This window comes from Psychrobacter sp. T6-6 (assembly GCF_052258185.1).
Lineage (GTDB): Bacteria > Pseudomonadota > Gammaproteobacteria > Pseudomonadales > Moraxellaceae > Psychrobacter.
On the sequence record NZ_JBQQEX010000004.1, the window covers coordinates 306587 to 328308 of the forward strand.

Consider the following 21722-nt stretch of genomic DNA (forward strand, 5'->3'; position numbering starts at 1 on the left):
TGCATTTAGCCAGAATCTAAAACAAATTGCTATTCAACATAAATAGCTACTAAAAAAATAACGATGCTAAATAGAAAGCTATTTCCAATAAAACATCTAACTCAATACTTATTAAATTTTTAGGATGATTGCCTCATGACCCAATTGACACAAACGCCTTCTATATCGCCCACAGCTCCATCTCTAACTTGCGGTGAGTTGCTCGTCCAGTGGCTAGAATATTATGGGGTAGAGACGGTGTTTGGCATACCGGGCGTGCATACGGTAGAGCTATATCGCGGCCTGCCCAATACCAATATTCGCCATGTGACCCCGCGTCACGAGCAAGGCGCTGGGTTCATGGCAGATGGTTATTACCGTGCCTCAGGCAAGATTGGCGTGTGTTTTATCATCACAGGCCCTGGCATGACCAATATCATGACAGCGATGGCGCAAGCATTGGCTGACTCTATACCGATGCTGGTTATCTCTAGCGTCAATAAGGTAAAAGACACGGGAAGCGGGGAGGGGCATTTGCATGAGTTGCATGATCAGCAAGGCATGGTCAGTAAGGTAGCACTCACGAGCAAAACCATCTGGCAGCCTGAGACATTGCCCAAAGTTATCGCCGAAGCCTTTGCCTTATTTAATGGCGCACGTCCAGGGCCAGTCCATATTCAGTTGCCTATTGATGTTATTACCGCTGATGCCAGCCATGTTGCCAAACCGCCTAGTCTAAAGGGTGTAGCTGATAGCCAAGCTGACAAGAACAGCTTGACCCTACCACAAGTGATGAGACCACTGCCAAACCCTGCGCAATTGGATCTGATTATCGAATCATTAAAAACCGCAAAGAACCCAGTATTGCTTTATGGCGGTGGCTGTGTCGATGTCGATCAGGATGCGCAAAGACTGGCAGAGCTGATCGATGTGCCTACGTTTTTGACCATCAATGCTAAAGGATTACTGCCACCTAGCCATCCGTTAAGTCTAGGCAGTAACCAGTCATTAGACGCGGGTCGAGCGGTGATTACAGAGGCAGATTGGGTACTCGCCATTGGTACGGAGCTGGGTGAGACCGATTACGATGTGTTCTTTAATGGTGAGTTCAAAATCAATGGCACACTAGTGCGTATCGACTGCGATGCTGAGCAATTGCAGCGTCCGTTTATAGCGGATATCGCGGTATTGTCTGACGCACAGATGGCTATCAGTGGTCTATGCAATCGTTTAGAAACTCAGATATCAAACGGGCAGGTATTTGACCATCAGGCATTGTCACGAGTGAATGCTGCAAAACAAGCGCTCATAGAAGAGACAACCCCAGACTTTGCCGGTCAAAACGCCTTGCTAAAACTGATTCGAGATGAGGTAGAGGGCGTGATTTTTGTGGGCGACTCAACCCAGCCTGTCTATAGCGGCAACCTTGGTTTTGAAGCATTGGCACCGCGCAAATGGTTTAACTCCTCAACGGGCTTTGGCACGCTAGGTTATGGTTTGCCCGCTGCGATCGGGGCTATGATTGGTTCAAACCTACCAGTCGTCAGCTTAATCGGGGATGGTGGTATACAGTTCACGATTGCGGAACTTATTTGCGCCGCCGAGCTTGAGCTGCCATTGATTGTACTGCTGTGGAACAACCAAGGCTATGGCGAGATTCGCCGTTATATGGAAGAGGGCGGTTTGCCACTGATCGGTGTCAATATCAAAACGCCAAACTTTGAGCCACTAGCTGCAGGGTTTGGCGCTGGTTATCGCAGAATTACCGATAAGCAACAGCTGTTAGAGTCGTTGCAATCAGACATCAAAGGCAAGCAGCCAATCATCTATGAGATTGATGAAGCGGATGAGTTTTTAAAAGAAATGGGGAAAACTGTCACTTATTTTAGCTAACGCTATCAATATTAGCGCTACTAATAATAAAACTGATTGTTCAAGGAAGTACGTCAATAATGCCAAATGCCAACAACTTGTCAGAAAATAGACAGAAGCGAATACCGCGCTTGTTAGCAGAATTGACGGCTGTGGTTGGCGTGAGCAATGTGTTGACCAGCCGTAGCCAGCAACAACCTTATGTACAAGGGGCGATTAAGGCAGTGACCGATGTTACCGTGGCCGTTGTGACACCGCCCTCACTTGTGGCACTATGGCGCGCTATTAATATCTGTGCCGCTGCGGACGTAGTTATCATCGCGCAAGCGGCCAATACAGGATTGACCGGTGGCTCAACACCGAACGGTGAGTATGATCGACCACTAGTCGTGATGTCTATGCAGTTATTGGGCGGCGTGCACTTGCTCAATGATGCAGCAGAGCTGGTTGCTCTACCAGCCGCCACTTTGCAGCAATTAGAGACCACGCTTGCGCCATTAGGACGTGAGCCACACTCTGTACTGGGCTCTAGCTGTGTTGGGGCATCAGTGATAGGCGGTATCTGCAATAGCTCAGGTGGTATGCTGGTGCAGCGTGGCCCTGCCTATACTGAGATGGCGTTATTTGCCAGACGCAATGCCCAAGGCGCGTTTGAGCTGATCAATCATTTAGGGCTGAATCTGGGGACGCATCCAGAAGAGATACTTGAGAACTTGCAAACAGGCAGGTTCCAAAAACAGTTAGACAGTACGAGCAGTAAAGCCTGCAACCAGCACTATCAACACAAAGTACGTGATTGCGATGCCGATACTCCGGCTAGGTTTAATAATGATGCTAGCGGTCTGTATGAAACATCTGGCTCAGCGGGCAAGGTGATCGTATTTGCGGTTAGAGTGGCGACATTTGCCAAACCCAAGCAAGAGCAAACGTTTTATATTTCGTCTGATGACGCAGATACCTTGACGGCACTCAGACAGCAGTGGTTAAAAAGCGAGCTGGCTCTGCCTGTCTTAGCAGAATATATGCACAAAGACTACAACGAGATTACGTTGGATTATGGTCGTGACACTTGTCTGAGTATGCGCAAACTACCTGCTAGCAAGATAGGATTGCTGTATCGGCTGCAAGCAACCATGGGCTATTATCTGGACAAGTGGCATCTACCAAAGACGTTGCCTGATCGGATATTGCAACTGATCTCTAGGGTTATGCCGCCATCATTACCTGTCTCGTTGAGTACGCAGGCGCGCTCATATCAGTACCATTTGATTATTAAGGTGGCAAATGGCATCGATGGTAATCGTAGTAACAGTAATAACGATAACATTGCCGCTGCGCAGACGTTTTTGCAACACCATATGCAGCAGTATCAAGGCACATTACATACGTGTACAGAGACTGAATCACAAGCGCTATTGGTTTTTCGCAGTGCTGCTACAGCTGCTATGTTCCGTTATCACAATCTCAACCACACTGAATTTGGTGAGCTGCTATCGACTGACATCGCCTTGCCAAGAAACGCTGTAGATTGGGATGAAGTTTTACCTAACCATTTACAAGAACAAGTCAGCAAAACCTTTTATTTGGGACATTTTTTTTGTCATGTCCTGCATCAAGATTACTTGCTACACCCAACTACTAATGCCAAGCAGTTCAAGGAAGAGCTATTAGCATTTTATGACCAGCGTCATATTGAATATCCTGCTGAACATAATGTCGGGCACATGTATCCCGCCAAGGCTGAGTTACAGCACTTTTATAAAAAACTGGATCCAACCAACTCGTTAAATCCAGGTATCGGTCAGACAGAAAAATGGAAAAACTGGCGATCATCGCCCATTAAGGAGAAGTTAAATGACGAATGCTATTGATAAATCGCAGCAGCCGATTTTAGGGAACAATACTGTCGACCCAGAAACGCCGCAGGCAGGGCAGTGGCGCGCAGCAATGTGGAAGTTTCTATTGTTCTCAGCATTGGGTATCGCCCTGTTTATCATACCGTTTGAGTGGGATGGTAAGGTCACGATTTTGTTGGGCGTGTTGACCGATACGTTGCAAGCAGTATTAGGCGGGTTTGTGGTTTATATTGCCATGGCAATTGTGACCATCTCTGCGCTAGGCGCGCTGGCAGTCAAGGTGCTAAAACCCAATTTACCTGAAGACTCACTGATAAAAAACCTTTTTGATGTTGATTGGTTTTGGCTGACCACCCGATTTTTGGGCATGCTATTTGTGTGGATGATTTATCTACAGATCGGTCCTGAATTTATTATCAATCGTAATACCGGCGGCGTCATTTTTGAAGATTTGATTCCTATCCTCATTCCGTTATTTTTCTTTGCCATTTTATCACTGCCATTTTTGACTGATTTTGGTTTGATGGAATTTTTGGGCACCTTAGCCAGTAAGATTTTTATAAAGCTGTTTAAATTGCCGGGTCGCTCAGCTGTTGATGCCATGTCTTCTTGGTTTGGAGCGGCGTCTATTGGTTTGCTGGTCACCATGCAGCAGTATGATAAGAGCTTTTATAGCCAGCGTGAAGCAGCCATTATCGCCACTACCTTTTCAGTGACCTCTATCGCCTTTACCTATGTGGTTGCCAAAACCATCGGCGTGGACAATAATTTCGTCTACTTTTATCTGACTATTGCGCTGACTGGCTTTATCGCTGCGATCATTATGCCGCGTATACCGCCACTATCACTAAAACCTGACACCTATCATGCTGGCAAAAGCATGCTGGATGAGGGTATTCCCGCGCAGTACACCACTTATCAGTGGGCGATCAATCGCGCCGTCACGCGTGCACACTCTATGCCGAGCTTGGGTTATGTGTTCAAACGCAGCGTGGGTAACTTGTTCGATATCTACTTTGGACTGATTCCTGTTATTTTTGCCATCGGCACCATTGGTCTTGGATTAGCAGAGTACACGCCTGTCTTTAATTGGCTCGCGACCCCACTTGTACCATTGCTTGAATGGTTGCAGATTCCAGAGGCCGCAAAAGCCGCACCAGCTATGATTATGGGCTTTGCAGATATGTACCTGCCAGCGCTGGTTGGCAAGAGCATTGAGAGTGAGATGACAAGATTTATCGTTGGTGCGGCCTCAATCACTCAGATTATCTACATGTCTGAAGTCGGTGCGCTTATCTTAAAGTCAAACATCAAACTCAACGTATTAGAGCTGTTTTTTATCTTTATGCTGCGTACGCTTATTAGCTTGGTAGTGATTACCTCAGTGGCGCATCTACTGTATTAAACAGATACGCTACGATGAGGTTTGGCTAAACGATACGGCAACTGGTAGTCCTGCTATTTTGACATAAGTGTGTAGGTCGCCAGTCGTTATAGGATGCCTATAACCACCATCAGTAAAGCAAACACTATAAAAAATAAGAGGTAAGAATACTCATGAATACAGCAAACGCTACATACCTAACCAGGCAAAAGGCCCAACAAGTCGCTCAAGAAGAAGTGGTATTAAATGCCGCTTATATCAATGGCGACTGGGTCGCTATTGACAGCCTCACGACCGATTCTGATAATAAAAATAGCCATGTCCTATATGACCCTAACTCAGGCGAAACAATTGCAACGACACGCTTGTGTAGCAGCGCTCATGTCGAATCAGCAGTCAATGCTGCTGCTGAGGCTTATGGCAGTTGGTCACAGACTGATGTGAGCATACGCGCCCGTTATCTAAGCGCGATTGCAGAGTCCATGGAGCAGCAGTTTAATAAATTGGTTGGGCTATCGGTGCTAAACAACGGCAAGCCAATTGAGGAGGCCAAGATAGATGTTGGTGATGCGATTGCTTGCTATCGCTATTATGCCGATCTCATCACCGATCAGGCCACATGGTCTAAGGTATCTACACTCGAGTCGGGCATCAGGCTGCTAAAGACGTACGCACCTGTAGGTGTTTGTGCGCTGATTACCCCCTGGAACTTCCCGATGGTGACGACAGCTTGGAAGCTAGCACCGGCGCTAGCAGCGGGCTGTACGGTATTATTAAAGCCGTCTGAGGTGACACTGTTGCCAGAGCTGATGTTAGGCAACATCTTATCCCAGATAGGATTGCCCCAAGGCGTTGTAAATATCTTACCAGGAGCAGCTGAAGTGGGCGCTGCTATGACCAGTCATCCGCTGATTGATAAAGTCTCGTTTACCGGCAGTAATGCGGTGGGCGAAAAGGTCATGAATCAAGCAGCCAAAAACGTCAAAGACATCAGCCTAGAGCTGGGCGGAAAATCTGCCATCGTGGTATGCGCAGATGCTGACATTGATCACGCTTGTGATTTGATTATTGGCGGTATATTTACTAACGCGGGTCAAATATGTTCGGCAACTTCACGGCTAATTGTCCACCAAAGCATAGCTGAGTCGCTATTTGAGACCTTAAAAGTAAAAACGACAAATCTACAAATCGGTGACGGTTTTGATTCCGATACGCAAATGGGTCCATTGGTGAGCGCGCAGCAACTAGACCAAGTCAAAAAATACGTTGATATTGCCACGACCGAGCAGCTCAAGTGCTTAACGGGTGGCAAGATCATGGATAGCGCAGGATATTTTGCGACGCCAACCATCTATACAGACGTGCCAACGACCAGTCAGTTATGGATAGAGGAAGTGTTTGGTCCTGTATTGGTCAGTACAATTTTTACCGAAGCGTCAGAAGCCATTCGCTTAGCCAATGATAGCAAGTTTGCCTTGGCAGCGACTATCGTGAGTGCCGATGAGACTGTAGCGCTGGAGATGGCACTACAAATCCAAGCGGGCCACCTTTGGATTAATGAGCAGCAAATCGTGTTGCCAGAAGCGGGCTGGGGCGGATTTAAGCAAAGCGGTATCGGCCGCGAGCTGGGCGGCGATGGTTTATCTGCTTACCAAAAGAGCAAGCACGTACTGCTGACTCATTGAATGCTCACTTATTAAATTGCTTATGCTTCTATAAGATACTTTAGTACCGCGCCCCTAGCTATATGGTGATTGATAGCTAGGGGCATCAGCATCTTATGTTCTACTGACTAATTCGTTTACTATATCAAGGTTGTTAACGTTATTAAAAGGCATTAACTTTACTGGAGGGCTCATTCAGGATAAAATTGAGCAATCATTCAAATTTATCGCCGTGCTCATTTTTATATGATGTCACGGCTTTTTACATGGGGCATAGTATGTCACGCAGCGCACTCTACAATCGTCAAGACGCTCTGGAGCGAGCATTACAGCTTTTTTGGCAAAAGGGCTTTCATGCCACTTCCTTAAAAGATATCGAACAAGCGCTCGATATGCGTCCAGGGAGTATTTATGCTGCTTTTGGCAGTAAAGATGGCCTGTTTCAAGAGGCGCTAGAGTACTACGCCCGCCTAGGACTGACCGAGCTTGAGCGTGTATTGAGCCATCATCAAACGCCTTTATCAGGTTTGGCCGCTTATATCAGACAGCTGGGCGGTATTCGTGATAAAGCATTGCCGAGCCGTGCTTGTATGCTGGTCAAAAGCTTATTAGAGCTAGGCGCTCGTGAGCAGGCGGCACTAGAGAAAGTTGAGCTACTACTGGTAGGGATGGAGACGCGATTTATAGAGTGCTTCAAAAAGGCCCAGCAGATAGGTGAGATAGACAGTAAGCTAGATGCAGTGAGGCTAGGACGACGACTACAGGCGGAGGTCATGGGTCTGCGTGCATTCGCACAGCGTGATGTCGATAGTGCGGCGATTCATAATCTTGCTGAAGATATGGCCTCATCTATAGAAGCGCTGCGACTTGATCATTCAGCAAAAGCCTAGCAGTGGATTAGATATCTCTATCGCTGTGAAGCCTCTAACTGCTTGAGGGTATGGTAGCCGCCATGGATGCGGGTAAAGATCGTAATCGCGCAAGCAGTCGCAAAGATACTGGCAAGTAGCACAAAATGCTGTGGCCAAATACAAAAAGCGATGAATAGCGCGATGGTTTCGGTGCCTTCAGTGAGGCCGTTTAGGTAGTAAAAGCTTTTGTACTTAAACTGAGGCTTATCCAATTTGAATTTTTCTGCGGCAATCGCAAATGCCAAAAAGCTCGACCCAGTTCCTATAAACGCCGCTAGCAATAACGCGCCTGCAATAGCGTTCTGTGCAGGATTGGCCAATATAAACCCAAGTGGCACGGCGGCATAAAACAAAAAATCGAGCGTAATATCTAAATAACCACCTGCGCTGGAGCTTTGCTGTGCATGACGTGCCAATGCGCCATCGAGACCATCAAAGAGTCGATTCACAATAATGGCTGCTAGTGCGCCATGCCACAGCTCAAAGGCGATGAGCGGCAATGCCAACATCCCAATCAAGAACCCAGCGACTGTTAGCTGATCTGCGGTGACACCGCGCTTGTGCATGACCACAACGACAGGATTAAGGATCGGTTTGATAACAGGCGTAAGAAACTTGTCTAGCATGCAAGGTGCCTTTTGTATTTTGCTTATAATAGTCAATCCACTATAAAAGCGTTACAGCGTTAACCTCGCTTGAAGTATGACATATACATCTGCACTCGGTTGCCTTGTACCACTCTTAAATTGGATCAACTATACTGTGTTTGGATGTTTGAGCATAATATCCAAGGCTATCGCTCAAGATGAATGATTTTGCCGCCTGCTGCTTCGGCATCGCTCTCATCATGTGTCACCATGATAGCAGGGAGCTTGTATGTCTGTATTTGCTCAAAGACCAGCTGGCGCGTGTCTTGTCTGAGCTGAGTATCAAGCTTACTAAAGGGCTCATCCAGTAGTATGGCTTTGGGTGCGCCAAGCAAGGTCCGTACTAATGCCACGCGCGCTTGTTGACCACCTGATAGATTGTCAGGGTGTCGATCTCCCATACCGTCCAAACCCACTTGTGCTAACGTGTGCTCTATTTTTTCAAGCCGCTGTTTTTTACCACCATTTTTATTGTTTTTTGGCATCGCAAAAGCAATATTGCCTGCCACTGACAAATGCGAGAATAGCAGTGCATCTTGATAGAGTACGCCAATACCGCGCATGTGCGCTGGCAGGTGAGTGACGTCTTGATCGTTTAGCCATACCGTACCAGTTGCCGTAAAATCCTTGGATAATGATCCCGTTAACCAGTTCAGTAAGCTTGACTTGCCGCTACCAGAAGGTCCCATTACGGTAAGTATGTCGCCACCAGCGATATACTCATCCATACTGAGTAATCGCTTGTTTTCACGAAACAGCTGCAAGTCTTTTATCTGTAAAGTTGTTGGCATCGAGAACCCTTTATATGCGTTTTTAACGACTAATATTTTTATGAGCATTGTTTTTCATGAATATTGTTTTTGATGACCGTTTTTATGAACGATCAGACTGCTAGCGAGCGCCACTTCTAAAAAATAACTTTGGTAATATCCAAGCCAGTATAAAACCAATGAGTGGCAGCACCATTTGTATGATGGCATAAACGGCACTGGTGCGCCTACTGGCACCGTTCGCGAGTGTCACCGCTTCGGTCGTTATTGTGGCGATACGACCGCCGCCTGCTAATAGTGTGGGTAGATATTGCCCAAAACTAATCGCCAAACCAAGTGCGATAGCAATCAAAATCGGGGCAAACAATTGCGGCAGTTTGACCTGAAAGAACACTTTGATTGGTGCTGCACCTAGGCTGGCTGCCACATGGGCAAAGCGAGGATCTAAACGTCGATAGCTACTGGCAAGTGATAAAAACACATAAGGTAAGACAAATAATACATGCGCAAAGGCAACATTGAAGAAAGCTGATTGGTAATTGAGTAATTGCTGCATCCACACCAAGCCAAACAAAAAAGCAATGCTTGGCACCAGTAGCGGTAAGTAAATAATTAAACTGGTCAAGTTTGAAAGATGCTTTGCACGCAATTGCTCAGCTTCTAAACACAATAGGGCAAGTACAATCGCAAATGCAGTGCTGACAAGACCGATAGTCAAGGTGTTAAAAAGTGGCGTATCCATCTGTGCAAAGGCACTATCAAAATGCAACCAGACAAACTGCTCTGGTAGCAGCGCTGGGAATCGCCAATAGCCAGCGATAGACCATAATGCCAGACCGAAAAGTGAGAGCAGCATAAAACCAATAACGAAGACAGTCAGTACACCAGTAATTTTTTGCCATGCCACATCAGCATATCGGCGTTTGCCATTTATCAAAGAAGCGCCGCAGCATGCCTTGATTATTTTTTCACCGCCCAACCAAAAAGCGACCAGTCCTGCTGTCAATGCCAGCTGTAATAATGCTCCTGCAGAGGCCTTTATACGCAAGGTCAAATCCACATCATTGAACCAATTCATGATAGAGACGGCAAGCGTGGGCGGGGTGTTAGGACCGAGTATCAATGGCATCTCGACGCTTGCACTGGCATAAGCGAGTACCGCTAATATGGGCAGACGTAAAAAAGGGTATAACAGAGGAAGTACCGCTTTAAAAAAAGCAGTGATCGGGTAGTAGCCAAGATTGAGTGCGACTTTATATTGCTGTCGTAGCTTTTTACCAAGCTCAGGCTGTGCTAACGCGCCTAACGCCATTAATAACAAAAATGGGAGCTCTTTTAAGGTCAAGCCCAAAATGATGCTAATGCCATAAGGGTCATGTGGCAATATGCCATTCGGTGCCAACGCCCAGCCGCTGAGCCACGGAGAGATGAGCCTTGCAAACATCCCAGACGGCGCAATCAAAAACCCTACCGCAATAGCGGCTGCGGCATGAGGAATGACTAAGATAGGGCTTAGTAAGTGCTCAATACGTTGTAGCCAAATACTGTTAAAAAAGGCTGCCAATATCATCAGTGCGAGAATAAAAGCAAGTAGGGTGCTGATGAGTCCAGTAGCAACGCTCAAGGCGGCCATCTGAGTAAGTCCTGGCGTTTGCCAAAGCTCAACAAACCCCTGTAAGTTAAGCGTGGTTCTATCGAGCGCAGGCACCCAGCCAAAAGCAGGCAACACCACACCAATCAGACCGCCCAATACAGGTAGTATCAATATCAAAACCAAGAGCTTTGGACTCAAAGTGACAATACGTGTAAACCAGTCTGTTTGCTCAAGGACAATAGGTTTGGCGCGCGCTTGCGTCTTTGCTATTTTGTCAAAACCCTGACTCATGGGCTTACCCCATAACGCATTTGCCAACCTTGCATAATGGCATCTACCCAGCTTGGATGCGGTTCACTCACTGTGCGCGTGATGCTGTCAAAGGGTAGGGCGCTTGGATGTGTTTGCTTACTATCAAACAGTGCTTGCTGCTCAGGACTGAGTGTCGACTGGACCAATACCGTTTTGTCACCCCACACGGCAGGGGTCTGCTTGTGTGCCTGCGCCTCTGGACTCATCAAAAAGTTAGCGACCAGCTGCGCGGCTTGTGGGTGACTTGTATTGTAAGGAATGGCAACGAAGTGCGTATTACTCAAGCTACCATCACTCATGGCATAACTGCGTATGCTTTTGGGTAAATCAAACCGCTGGACGGCGGCAGGCACTTCAGGCGCTGAGAATGTAAAAGCGAGACTCAGCTCGGTATCATCGACCAAACGGCGCATCTGTGCCCCTGTCTGTAAAAGCTGCTCACCATCACGCCACAGCGTTGGATGAAAGTCATCCAAAAATGCCCATAGCGGATCTAGTACAAGCGCGGTGTTTTGTTCAGTGGCAGGCAGGTTTAATTGTGTTTTGGTGTTTTGACCGGTCTCAGCATTGTGCTGCTCATGGAGCATGACCAACGCATATTTCAAAAAGCTCATACCCAAAAAGTCAGGCGGCTTTGGGTAGCTAAAGCGTCCAGGATTCTGTGCTGTCCAAGTGCTGAGTTCATCAAGGGTGGTCGGCGGTGTATTGACAGAGAGACTGTCATAATAAAAGGTCAATGACGCCTGTCCCCAAGGGGCTTCCATACCATCGGTTGGTACACCAAAATCATAATTGACTGTCGGATTGTTATCAGGATCAGTCAATGAGAAATTTGGCAGTTTATTTGCCCATTGCTTGAGTAACAATGAGTTTTCACTCATGGTGGCAAAGTTAGCGCCATTAATCCATACCAGATCAACACTGCCCTGATCGTTATTGTTGGCTGACTTTTCTGCGAGTACGCGGCTGACAGCCTCACTGGTATCGCTCAGTTTGACATGGACTAAGTTGATATCATATTTATCATCAACCTGCTTGGCCGCCCACTGTAGATAAGCATTGATCTGTGGGTCGCCGCCCCACGCATAAAAATAAACGTCTTGGTTCTTACCTTGCGCCTCTATTTGTTGCCATGGCAATAACGCTTGGTCACTCGTGGTGCTATTGGTTGATGCGGTACTGGCAGAAATACCAATACAAATGCCAAGCATCGCTGCATAAGCACTGCATCTTGTGGAGCGTCTTAGCATCAGTAGAGAAGAGGTTGGGTCCATTGAAGCTTCCATTATGCTTATATGTCTGAGTTGAGCTGATAAAAACTATTAGGGCCACGCCTTAGCTCAACCAGATGATCTCAGGCTTGTTTTGTCGATCAGGTCATTCAATGGCCATACAGGCGGCTAACCACGACGCCATGTGTGATATTTCTCTAACCAGTTCAATACGGTTTCAGGGGCGTGGTTGCGTTTCCATTCGCCAGCAACGTATTTGTTGCCCTCCGCCCATGTTGGGTAGGTATGAATAGTACCAAGTATTTTGTTCAGTCCCAAGCCATGTTTCATTGCGAGTACAAACTCGCTCATCAAATCACCAGCGTGCTCGGACACTATGGTAACCCCTAGGATTTTGTCTTTGCCTTTAGGTGTAATGACTTTAATAAAGCCCTTGGCAGCGCTATCAGTGATCGCACGATCTAATTCTTCAAAGTCGTAGCGCGTCACTTCAAAATCAATGCCTTTATCGATTGCTTCTTGCTCGTTCAAACCCACGCGAGCGACTTCAGGATCAATAAAGGTCGTCCATGGAATCACTCGGTAATCAACTTTGAACTTCTTAAAGTGACCAAACAAGCCATTGACCGCAGCATACCACCCTTGATGTGAGGCAACATGTGTGAACTGATAAGGCCCAACAATATCACCTGCTGCATAAATATTAGGATACAGCGTTTCTAAGTATTCATTGGTAACCACAGTACGATCTGTCTCGATACCGAGCGCTTCAAGTCCATAACCTTCAAGACGAGCGCTGCGACCGACTGCACACAGTAGCTCATCGTATTCAAGCGCCATCTCTGGTTGTAGATTTTCTTGTAGGCCTTTTTTCTGACCGCTTTGATCCTCATCACCTAGCTGCTGAACGATAATGTACTTTTTGCCATCACGAATCTCGCAGCGAACCGCTTGGTGAGATGTCAAAACTTTGACGCCGCTGGCCTCTAGTGCGTTTTGGGCAAATTCAGAGACTTCCTCATCTTCTTTTTTCATAAGACGTGTGCTGCGTTCGATTTGGGTGACGTCTGAGCCTAGACGCGCAAATGCTTGTGCCAGCTCAGAGCCAATCGGACCACCACCTAACACAACGAGCTTTTTGGGTGTCTCATCAAGCGTTGCAAATTTCTCCCACAAGGTATCGCTGGTGACATAACCTGTCTCCTCAATACCTGGAAGCGGCGGGACAAAGGGACGTGCACCAGTGGCAATCACAATAGTGCGTGCCGTGAGCGTCTGAGTGCCACCATCATTGAGGGTGACCTCCACCGTCCATGGATCAATCAGTTTGGCATACCCTTTTAGGACTTCAACGCCCAGATCAGTGTAGCGCTCGACGCTATCGTGCGGTGCAATCTCAGCGATGACATCGTGCACGCGCGCCATGACTTTTTTGAATGAAAAATGCGGAGTGGTATTCTCAAGACCATACTTCTCACCATCACGCATCTGCTCTGCGACTTTTGCACTTTTAATAATGGCTTTGCTTGGGACACAGCCATAGTTCAAGCAGTCCCCGCCCATCTCTCCTGCTTCAATCAGGGTGACTTTTGCCCTGACGGTCGCGGCGATGTAGCTGGTCACTAGACCGCCTGCACCTGCACCGATGACGATCATATTGCGGTCGAATTTTTTGGGCTTATTGTAGTTCTTATAGACGCGTCTTTTTTTGAACATATTTATCACTCCTTTTGCGATCAATGGGAACAAGCCCAATAGCGCAAATGAGAGGATCAAATCGAATGATAAGATCCCTGATAGACTATCAATTTGTGCCAACTGTGTCCCTGCATTTACAAAAACAAAAGTACCAGCAAGCATACCGATTTGGCTAACCCAATAGTAAGTCCATGACTTGATAGCGGTAACGCCCATCAACAGATTAATCAAAAAGAACGGAAATATCGGTACCAATCGCAAGGTAAATAAGTAAAACGCGCCTTCTTTCTCAACGCCTTTATCAATTGCTGCCAGACGCTCAGGAAAGCGCTGCTTGATGGTATCGCGCAGCAGATAACGTGAGGTCAAAAAAGCGAGCGTTGCACCTATAGTAGAGGCAAATGAGGCAATCAGTAAGCCTTGAACCAAACCGAACAGTGCTCCCGCTGCCAAAGTCAAAATAGCAGCGCCTGGCAAGGATAGGGCAGTGACGACCACATAGAGTAAGAAGAAACCACCGATAACCAATAACGGCGACTGTGCCTTATACTCATTGAACTGAGCCATCGACCCTTTTAAGCCGTCAAGCGTCAGTAATTGATTGAGGTCAAAATAAAAAAAACTTGTCGCTAGTATCAATATTAATAGTATTAAAAATATTCTCTTAATCATGAGGGATCCGGCCCAATAGTGTGGCGAAGGCTAAAGTCGTCGTCATTGCACTATGAGTAGTGTCATGACGTGATGGTAGTAATTGTATAGAGCTACTGCGCTGAACGGTTTACTGGTATGCCTGAGACAAAACGTAAAACCTCAGAACTATAGTATATGACCTGCAACCTGCTGTCTGGTATTTATATTATTTGGTAATCATAGAGTCTAACAGCAGATGCGATCAAAAATTATGCCACAGCAGCGTTTTTGCCCAGTGTCCAAGTGTCATAGTCTCTCATCAAGAACAGTACCAAGCAAGCAGCTAGCATCGGCCATGCGGCAAAGAACAGCAAGTTGTCAAAGGGCTGAAGATAAAGATGAAAGGTGGCAAAGGTCGAGGCAGCATGGAGCAATAAAATAATACCGTATGTCCATTTTTTGAATAAACCCGCGACAAATAACAATATGAGAATGATCTGCAAGCTAGCAACCGCATAAACCATACTAGTGCCCAAGTTTTCTAGAGCGTAAAACTTAGCAAATACATTGGCAGCATGCTCAGGGTTTACGAATTTGTCTAGTGTCCAAACAAGAAAGACAATAAAAACACCCAGTCGAAGTAATAGTAATGAGAGAGGTAAGTGTTTTGGCATGAGTGATCTCTTCTGAGAAAGGGTGAAAGTGAATTAAAAACGATATAAACACAGCTATATAGGTAATCTACGTAGATGATGACAGTGCAAACGTCTGCTATTACATGTCAATAGACGTAGTCGACATACTTATATATTTGAGTGATTACTCAAATATAAATAAAAGATTACCGCTGAATACCTTAAAATCGCATTGTAGTGGTTATTGAATGACTGTTCAAGCTTATACATTCATAATATGGTATTTATAGGGCTTGGTTACTTTTTTCGACCAAACCAGCAATAGTCGCTTAAAGAAGCATAACCAGTCATCGGTGCTGTTTTTTTGATTGTAGACAATGCATTTTCAAGCAGTTTGGTAAGCGAATGTCTATGCCAGCTGACTCTAGATAGCAAAACCCCCTCATAAAACATTGATTCTATGAAGGGGTTTTGACTACAAACTTATCTAAGCAGTACAGCAGTAACGAGATACCTACCACATCAAATCGTCTGGAATCACATAAGCGGCGTAGGGATCATCCTCTTCTAGTACTTCTTCAGCGGTGTCATTAGACACGACCATGAAGCCTTCCATTTTTGTATCGATGCGATCCGCCAATGGACGAGGAAGTAGGGCGTAGCTGTCTTCTAGTCGTGCGATCACGACATGACCTGCTACGATCTGATCATACAGCTTCTGTGTGATCGCAATTTTCTTTACTTTAGACTCATCAACGAACTGATAGCTGACCTCACCATCTGTGTCCGCTATTTGATGCTGCTTAATCATTTGGATGATATTAGCCTTTAATGCTTTTTCTTCTAGCGCTCGCTGTTTTTGTTGATTGAGCTGCTGATCTTTTTCAAGCTTTTTTGCTTGGGCATCTGCCAGCGCTTTTTTGGTCTCTAGGCTTTCTGAGTCTCCAGTACGCTTGGCATGCTGAGTTTGCTTGCTGATTTTTTTGGCTTTTTTACTATCGACCAATCCAGCCTTTAATAATTGAGCCTGTAGGGCGTTTTTTGCCATAATTTAATCACCTAAATAACGATACGTAAGTCTTAAATGCTGAATCATAAATACTAAAGGAGGTATTGTAGCAAACTTTAGTAGCGCTTGTGGTTACGCACTGGCTGAAACCGTCCAAATTGGTTATCATCGAATTAAGGGATAGCGTTTGTAACGCTTTCTCTCGCATAGAGGGCGTAGGTTGGCGGTATATGCCAAGCTATATAAGAATAAATAACACAATCTAAGGATGGATTATGACAACCTCACAGCATATTTTAGCTTGTATTGACGGCTCAGCAGTAACCGAATCGGTTTGTGACTATGCAGCATGGTATGCCAGCAGACTGAACCTACCTGTTGGTCTATTACATGTCAGCGATGTACCCGCCTCAGTCAGACGTGACTTGTCAGGGGCGATAGGGGTAAACAGCCGCCAGTTCTTGCTACAAGAGTTGTCGCAATTAGATGAGCAAAGAGCAAAGGTCGTTAATAGCTACAGCAATGCCTTGGTACAAGACGCAAAAAGTCATATCCAAAATCACTTTGCTGATGTCAATGTGCGCGTGTATCAGCGCCACGGTAAGCTGTTGCCTAGTATTGAACATTTCAAAACAGAAAACCGCGCAATCGTGATGGGACGGCGCGGTGAAGATCATAAAAACAGCCGAATCAATATTGGTAGCCAAATCGAGACGGTGGCTCGTGGATCGGACATACCCATACTGATCTGCTCAGAGACCTTTGAAACGCCTAAATCCTATATGATTGCGTTTGATGGGAGTAAAACCTCCATCAAAGCGGCATGGATGGTAGCAAAAAGCCCTTTATTAAAAGGCTTGAAAGGTCATATCGTGATGGTGGGTAATCATAATGATGCTGCAAAGCAAAGTATGAGCGGCGCCGCGGCTGAGCTAGAGGACGCAGGCTTTGTGGTTGAAGCACATCACTTATCTGCTGCTGATACTGTTGATGGGTTATTAACATTTCAAGTAGATAATCATATCGATATTATGGTGGTAGGTGCCTACGGACACTCTAAGTGGCAACAGCTATTCCTTGGGAGCACCACGACAGAAATCATCGCCAGTACGTTGTCACCTGTCATTTTAGTGCGTTAATTGGTATGTCAGTAAGTCCTTGCTGCTTTTTTTTGTTAGGCTGCTTGTTTCTTTATTAGAGAGACACTAGATTAAGCTCACACAAGCTTTTGCTAGGCTACTGGTCTAAGCACATATGGTCTACGCACATAGTGTCATCGTTCACTATCCATTGTCATAAGCGGTTATCTAGCGCGCCAGACAACCGCTTGAGTTGGATGATGAGTGATTCAGCAACTTCACATTATCCTAGGAATACTTTATGCGTATCAATGCAGATTTCTCATGTCGTGCTGCCCTTACACCTGCAAACCATCAATGGGTACAGTCGCCTCAGAGCGGCGTAGAGCGTGTCATGCTAGACCGCGTGGGTGAAGAAAAAGCCCGTGCAACCAGTCTTGTGCGCTATGCACCGAACTCTTATTTTCCGCATCATATGCATCCAGGCGGAGAAGAGATTCTAGTCCTGTCAGGGACATTTTCTGCAGACGACACACATTATCCAGCAGGGTGGTATTTACGTAACCCACCAAACTCAGGTCACAAACCCTATAGCGATGAAGGCGCGGTGATCTTTGTTAAACTGCGACAAATGACATCTGATGAATCAAATCATGTGGCTATCGACACTCAAGATAGGACCAATTGGCAGCGACAAGGCAACCGTGATGTCTGTCCTCTTTTTTCAAATGGGACTGAGCAGGTGAGCTTGCTACGTATAGACGCTGGCGAGTTGCTATTTACTGATCTTGTCAGCGGCGGTGCAGAGTTGTTAGTGTTGGCAGGTGAGCTGCTAGACGAGGGACAAGTATATCAGCGTGATGGGTGGATACGTCTACCTACAGACACATATGCACAGACCAAGGCAGGACCAAAGGGTGCTACGATATATCTAAAGATGGGGCACCTTAGCCAAGTGGTGGGTTCAGAAATAGACAATACCTAAAAAAATCGTTCTGGAAGCATATTATCCACATAAACGACCAGCGAGCAAAATAGTTGACACACTAATTTTCTATATTTGATGTGTCAACTATATGGCAAGCGATGTCTTAAAAATCGACTTTGTACTCATAACTCTGTGTCGATAAAACACTTCCTCTTATAGTAGTATCAGCCCCTCTATCTGCAGTCATAACCACAGTTTCTCTAGCTCGCGCTCTGTTCAATATCACTCCAGCACATTCACAAATTATCAAGCAGCAATATCTGAAATAAGATAGGCCTACTATCGTCTTGCAAAGATAAGCTATCCATATAGTATCCCATGCCGTTGAGCACATCAGACCCTACTAATAGTCTAAGACGCCTATCAGTATTTTCAAAATACTTATAGGTATAAAACAGACAAGGAATAAATACCATATGAGATTAGCCTAATTATGTCGGCTAGTATTTATGGCGTCATTCCAAAAATCCCATAGGCTTTTCGTTGAAATAAATAGATTTGATTATATCTTGACTAAATAACCGAATATTAATGAGTATTTGATTTATAAAATTTATTTTCAAGAAAAAATTGTAAAAAATTCGCGTTATTTAATAGAAGTTAAAAATAGTTATGCGTATTCATAAACAGTACTTATTTTTAGTTTTATAATGATTAAGTGTGCTGATACAAAGGGTTAGCCACATCTAGATAGCATTAAAAACATCAAAAGTTAAGAGCTTTATGATGAGGATTATAGGATATATATTTGTGTCAAGTTAGAAAAATTCAGATTGAGTATGATAAAATCCGTAAAATATACAGATACTTAGAGGAATTTTGTAACTAGAAATGCGTCAACTGGAATTTGTCCTTACTTTGAGAAGGTGTTTCACTTGGGAGTAGAACTGTCATGATTATAAATACTTAGCAGTGACTTTTACATGCTGAAACATTGTTTACATTTGGATAAAAATATAAGTGTTGATATGTATATATAAAAAGCTAATATGGTAACAGTAGTACAAAATTTATGGCTTAATATTTTTTATAACAAGAATGATTATTTTAATAATATTTCTACAAACGTATAATGATTTTGAAATTTTATCTTAAAAAAGAAACGTCAATAAATTAAGTGATTTATCTATAGGAGGTCAATTGCTATGAACAGCATAACCGTACTATTATCGGCTAAATCAGCCAATTTAGTAGGTTGCCAAGTTATCAAGGCTGCTCGAATGCTGTTTGCCTGTAGCATTACTCCTTCACTAACGTTAGTTAGCATAGTGATCGATAACATCGCTCTTCGTTCCAAAGAGCATCAATATATCCCTCGTATAACACCGCACTTGCAGGTTTACTTACCCAAAGTAAAGCCCTCTATCTTCCAGCGCACAACACCTGATAAGAACATGTTATTAAAAAATGTGGCTCACTCCATCATCGGTGGTCTCTGTAATATATTTACTGTTCTGCACAAGTCTATATATGGTCAAACACCATACAGCCAAGAAACCAAAAGCCACAAACCCAATCTCTTTCAGTTTCATGCTGACAACATCTTAGTAAAACGAGATGACATAGCATTGATGCACCTCAGTATCATGAGTTGCATCAATGCTATGTCAATCACTACTGGTGATACTGAGCATGTCTTTCAAACCGTTATCCAGCTATCACCATCAAAAATTAAGGACAACAAAATTCACTTATGATTCTAGATTGCAACCTAGTTTAGAATTCTTTAATCAAGGATGATTCTATGAAAACTATAACCGTTAAGGCCAACAATCAAGTAGGGACAGTTGCTGAACACACTGTGATTACACAAAACAATATACCCACAGTGATACAAGCTACTGACAAAACGAATTATGAGATTTTTGATGTAGCAGCTGGACGAGCGCCCAATAATATTGTCACTAAGCGCGTGAGTAAAGACCTACATGTTTCTTTTGAGAATAATAGCCAGAACCCTGATCTGATTATTGAAGGGTTCTACGATATTGACAGCGCGCTCGTCGGTGCTGCTGGAAATGGAAATTACTATTATTACCTTCCTGATACAGGTGACGTGACTGACTACGTTACTGAGATGCAGGTAGGCGAGGTGCAAAGTCACTCTCTGGGCGGAAATGCGTACTCCAGTCCTTGGTGGATAGGGGCAACAGATGCTGAAGGTTTTGCAGCGCTACCATGGTTGTTGGGTCTAGCAGGTGCAGGAGTCGCAGCAGCGGCTTTAGGGGGAGGGAGTAGTAATAATAACGATGATGATTCAGACGCAGACACTACCGCTCCAGACGCCCCGAGTATTGATGCTTTCGACGGTACGACCGTTACAGGTAGTGCTGAACCTGGCAGTCGCGTAGATATCTTAGATGCAGATGACAATATCATTGGTACGGGAGCAGCAGATGCTACCACAGGCGCCTACGAGGTAACTCTTGATACACCGCTTGCCAATGGTGAGACGATTAATGCCATTGCTACCGATGCGGCAGGTAATACCTCAGTAGAATCTGATCCAATAAACGCCCCTGATACTACCGCCCCTGATGCCCCAAGTATTGATGCTTTCGACGGTACGACCGTCACAGGTAGCGGCGAGCCTGGCAGTCGCGTAGACATCTTAGATGCAGATGACAATGTTATTGGTACAGCAATAGCAGATGCTACCACAGGTGCCTACGAGGTAACTCTTGATACACCGCTTGCCAATGGTGAGACGATTAATGCCACTGCTACCGATGCGGCAGGTAATACCTCAGTAGAATCTGATCCAGTAAACGCCCCCGACACTACTGCTCCTGATGCTCCAAGTATTGATATTGGTAATGGTGACGCCTTGATCACCGCTGATGAGATTAGTGATAATCAAGTCACTGTCTCTATTGGTTTACCAGATAATGCTTCTGTAGGTGACACTGTTACTGTTAATGGTATCGACCAGCTAATAACCGATGATGACATTGCTAATGATATGGCAACCGTAACTATTGATGCACCACTAGAAGGTCAGTCACTGCAAGTCACTGCCAGTATCACAGACGTAGCTGGAAACGAGTCGACGGCTGTTACAGTTAATGCTACTCGAGACACAGATGATGCGCCTGAAGCGCCAGACGGTGTAGCTATCGGTAACGGAGATGCCTTTATCACAGCTGACGAGATAGAGGGCAATCAGGTAGATGTTATTGTTGACTTGCCAGAGAGTTCGAGTGTTGGTTATACCGTGATTGTCAACGGTGTCGAAAAAGTTTTGACTAATGACGATATTGAAGCTGGTAATGTTGAGGTGGAAATACCTGCACCAGAGGAAGGAGCTGCATTAGAGGTTTCTGTCAGGATCGAAGATACGGCTGGTAATATCTCCCCTGCTGTAACGGCCAACGCTATTCGAGACACCACAGCGCCTGACACACCGCTTGCAGCGCCAGTCATCACCGACAACGTAGATGGCAATGGCGATTTGCTTGA

Annotated in this window: 16 protein-coding genes; 9 read left to right on the forward strand and 7 right to left on the reverse strand. The window is 45.3% G+C overall.

Going from position 1 to position 21722, the window contains the following annotated elements; all coding sequences use genetic code 11:
* The first annotated feature begins 135 nt into the window (after positions 1 to 135).
* The 5 genes from ACTXGL_RS09125 to ACTXGL_RS09145 all read left to right on the forward strand — a co-directional run bounded on the left by ACTXGL_RS09125 (position 136) and on the right by ACTXGL_RS09145 (position 7645).
* The gene (locus ACTXGL_RS09125; protein ID WP_443526371.1) at positions 136 to 1872 is read left to right on the forward strand and encodes a 5-guanidino-2-oxopentanoate decarboxylase; all 1737 of its coding nucleotides are present in this window, start codon (positions 136 to 138) and stop codon (positions 1870 to 1872) included.
* 59 nt (positions 1873 to 1931) lie between these two features.
* Positions 1932 to 3722, forward strand: coding sequence for a D-lactate dehydrogenase (dld, locus tag ACTXGL_RS09130; protein WP_443526373.1), 1791 nt, complete (start codon positions 1932 to 1934; stop codon positions 3720 to 3722).
* Positions 3706 to 5112 carry a YjiH family protein gene (locus ACTXGL_RS09135; protein WP_443526374.1) on the forward strand — a complete coding sequence of 469 codons (1407 nt, stop codon included), beginning with the start codon at positions 3706 to 3708 and terminating at the stop codon, positions 5110 to 5112. Before dld ends, ACTXGL_RS09135 begins: the two co-directional genes overlap by 17 nt.
* Before the next feature lie 152 nt (positions 5113 to 5264).
* On the forward strand, positions 5265 to 6776 hold the full coding sequence (locus ACTXGL_RS09140; RefSeq protein ID WP_443526376.1) for an aldehyde dehydrogenase family protein: 1512 nt from the start codon (positions 5265 to 5267) through the stop codon (positions 6774 to 6776).
* Between the two features lie 257 nt (positions 6777 to 7033).
* Complete coding sequence (locus ACTXGL_RS09145; RefSeq protein WP_443526378.1) at positions 7034 to 7645, forward strand: TetR/AcrR family transcriptional regulator; 612 nt, start codon at positions 7034 to 7036, stop codon at positions 7643 to 7645.
* A gap of 17 nt (positions 7646 to 7662) precedes the next feature.
* Here the strand turns inward: ACTXGL_RS09145 and ACTXGL_RS09150 are convergent, their stop codons facing one another.
* The 7 genes from ACTXGL_RS09150 to ACTXGL_RS09180 form a co-directional block, all read right to left on the reverse strand.
* Positions 7663 to 8292 carry a CDP-alcohol phosphatidyltransferase family protein gene (locus tag ACTXGL_RS09150; protein WP_443526379.1) on the reverse strand — a complete coding sequence of 210 codons (630 nt, stop codon included), beginning with the start codon at positions 8290 to 8292 and terminating at the stop codon, positions 7663 to 7665.
* A 167-nt stretch (positions 8293 to 8459) separates the two neighbouring features.
* The gene (locus tag ACTXGL_RS09155) at positions 8460 to 9104 is read right to left on the reverse strand and encodes an ATP-binding cassette domain-containing protein (RefSeq protein WP_443526381.1); all 645 of its coding nucleotides are present in this window, start codon (positions 9102 to 9104) and stop codon (positions 8460 to 8462) included.
* Positions 9105 to 9204: 100 nt separating this feature from the next.
* Positions 9205 to 10968 (reverse strand): ABC transporter permease, encoded by a 1764-nt coding sequence (locus ACTXGL_RS09160; protein ID WP_443526383.1) that lies wholly within the window; start codon positions 10966 to 10968, stop codon positions 9205 to 9207.
* Positions 10965 to 12263 carry an ABC transporter substrate-binding protein gene (locus ACTXGL_RS09165; protein WP_443526385.1) on the reverse strand — a complete coding sequence of 433 codons (1299 nt, stop codon included), beginning with the start codon at positions 12261 to 12263 and terminating at the stop codon, positions 10965 to 10967. Before ACTXGL_RS09165 ends, ACTXGL_RS09160 begins: the two co-directional genes overlap by 4 nt.
* A 126-nt stretch (positions 12264 to 12389) precedes the next feature.
* Positions 12390 to 14591 carry an FAD-dependent oxidoreductase gene (locus tag ACTXGL_RS09170; protein WP_443526387.1) on the reverse strand — a complete coding sequence of 734 codons (2202 nt, stop codon included), beginning with the start codon at positions 14589 to 14591 and terminating at the stop codon, positions 12390 to 12392.
* A gap of 230 nt (positions 14592 to 14821) precedes the next feature.
* Positions 14822 to 15226, reverse strand: coding sequence for a hypothetical protein (locus ACTXGL_RS09175; protein WP_319052170.1), 405 nt, complete (start codon positions 15224 to 15226; stop codon positions 14822 to 14824).
* A gap of 475 nt (positions 15227 to 15701) precedes the next feature.
* Complete coding sequence (locus ACTXGL_RS09180; RefSeq protein ID WP_443526389.1) at positions 15702 to 16235, reverse strand: DUF2058 domain-containing protein; 534 nt, start codon at positions 16233 to 16235, stop codon at positions 15702 to 15704.
* A 236-nt stretch (positions 16236 to 16471) separates the two neighbouring features.
* Between ACTXGL_RS09180 and ACTXGL_RS09185 the strand changes: the two genes are divergently transcribed.
* From ACTXGL_RS09185 to ACTXGL_RS09200, 4 genes are all read left to right on the forward strand, one after another.
* Complete coding sequence (locus ACTXGL_RS09185; protein ID WP_319052172.1) at positions 16472 to 17335, forward strand: universal stress protein; 864 nt, start codon at positions 16472 to 16474, stop codon at positions 17333 to 17335.
* Positions 17336 to 17576: 241 nt separating this feature from the next.
* On the forward strand, positions 17577 to 18260 hold the full coding sequence (locus ACTXGL_RS09190; protein ID WP_443526391.1) for a cupin domain-containing protein: 684 nt from the start codon (positions 17577 to 17579) through the stop codon (positions 18258 to 18260).
* Between the two features lie 1148 nt (positions 18261 to 19408).
* A complete protein-coding gene (locus tag ACTXGL_RS09195; RefSeq protein WP_443526393.1) occupies positions 19409 to 19960 on the forward strand; it encodes a hypothetical protein in 552 nt (183 codons plus the stop codon).
* A 47-nt stretch (positions 19961 to 20007) separates the two neighbouring features.
* Positions 20008 to 21722, forward strand: a 1715-nt coding sequence (locus ACTXGL_RS09200) for an Ig-like domain-containing protein (protein ID WP_443526395.1), incomplete at its 3' end; no start/stop codon positions are given.